Below are 1582 nucleotides of genomic sequence, written 5' to 3'. Positions count from 1 at the left end.
GCTTGGCGTTTAACGTTGGTGAGCTTGATGTTCCTTGATCGACTCGGCGCGTTTGACCGTCTTGCCGACGTCGTGACGCGTGGCCCGGTGCTTGTTCTTCGAGCCGGGAGGCCGTCCAGGGCCTGGTCGTGTGGGTTTCGGTGCGGCCGCCGGTCTCGCGGTCGCGGCGCGGAGGTTGCGAAACCCGCGGCGGACGCGGGCTGGGGTGAGGCGACGGGGTTCGGTGCGGCGTTCCCAGGGCCGGCGGAGGTCCTCGGCGAGGGGCCGGGCGAGGCGGAGCTGGGTGTAGGCGGCGATGATCAGCCAAGTCCACAGGTCGGCGGTGTCCGCGTGACGGATCTTCGGGGCGGTCCATCCGAGCGTCTGCTTCATCAGCCTGAACGTGTGCTCCAGGTCGAAGCGGCGGAGGAACGACTGCCACCAGCAGTCCACGTCCGCTGGCGTGGCGCCGGCGGCCGAGGACCACAGCCAGACGGGTTTCGGGTCGCGGTCGCCCGGAAGGTGCTCGACCTTCAACCGCGTCAACGTGCCGTGCAGGATGGGTAGTTCCTCGTTCGTGTGCTCCAGCCAGGGGCCGCGGTGGGTGAGCCTGGGGTGCATCCGGTCCCAGGCTGTCGCCTCGGCCTTGCCGTAGCGGGTGGTGTCCGTGGCCGTCGTGACTTCGGGCTCGTGCCAGGTCTCGGGCTTCTTGAACGTGAGGACGCCGCCGTGCCTGCGGGGCCGCCCACCCTTCGGCCCGGAGCGGGCGGGACCAGCGTCGCGGAGCATGACGCGGTCCGAGCGCAGGCGTCCGACCAGCACGACGGGCAGGTCGGCGAGAGCGTGGGTCAGGTAGGCGACGTCGTAGCCAGAGTCCATGACGATCAGGATGTCCGGATCGCCCGGCCTCCAGTGGCCGGCTCTCGTCAACCGCCGGACGATAGCGCGGAGTTGGGTGGCGGTGACGATGGTCGCATCGTCGGCCGGGCCCAAGCGGACCGCGTCCAGCAACGCGACCCAGGAGGTGCGGCCGGACTCCAGGGCGGCGACGAAGGAATACGGCCAGCCGGGCACGAACTGGTCCGAGCTGCGGTCACCGCGTCCGTAGACGTGGCAGAACAACCGCTCGTCGCTGGTCGGTGCATCGGGCCGCAGCCAGTGCGACACATCCACAGCGAGCACGATCCGCCCGTCGGCCGCCCTCGGCAGCGGCAGGCCGGCCAGAGCGCGGCGCAACCGCGCCTGTTCAACCCAGCCCCGGTCCAGGGCGGCGTACAGCGCGCCGTGCCCGCGCCGGTGCTCGGCCGCCAACGACAGCTCGACCAAGGTCTTCACCGGCCCGTCCGCACACAACACCGCCTCCGTGAGCTCGAAGAGCGCATCCGCGCGGGCGTAGAGACTCTCGTAGAACTCGACCCGAAAGCGGGACAACACGTCCAACGCCTCGCCTGCGGACGCATCGACAGACAGACTCATACACAGCGGCCGTTCTCTCATACTTCGTGACTCGACATCTCGAAGCGTGGAGAACGGCCGCCTCCGCTGTCCCGGAAAGAACCGCAGATCAGCAGGTCGGGTGACCTGCGCGGTTAAACGCCAAGCT

General features: G+C 69.5%; 1 protein-coding gene. It reads right to left on the bottom strand.

Annotated elements, in window-relative coordinates:
• Positions 1 to 9 precede the first annotated feature (9 nt).
• Positions 10 to 1455, bottom strand: coding sequence for an NF041680 family putative transposase (locus ACH4YL_RS40750; RefSeq protein WP_398512590.1), 1446 nt, complete (start codon positions 1453 to 1455; stop codon positions 10 to 12).
• Between the last annotated feature and the right edge of the window lie 127 nt (positions 1456 to 1582).

Origin of the sequence: Streptomyces sp. NPDC020681 (genome assembly GCF_044334895.1) — a bacterium.
Taxonomy (GTDB): domain Bacteria; phylum Actinomycetota; class Actinomycetes; order Streptomycetales; family Streptomycetaceae; genus Streptomyces.
Note: the sequence above shows the minus strand (reverse complement) of the source record. Positions and strands in the feature narration are given on the sequence as shown.

Coding starts and splice junctions, on each gene's coding strand:
- ACH4YL_RS40750 (WP_398512590.1), bottom strand. CDS start 1,455: ATGAGTCTGTCTGTCGATGCGTCCGCAGGCGAGGCGTTGGACGTGTTG.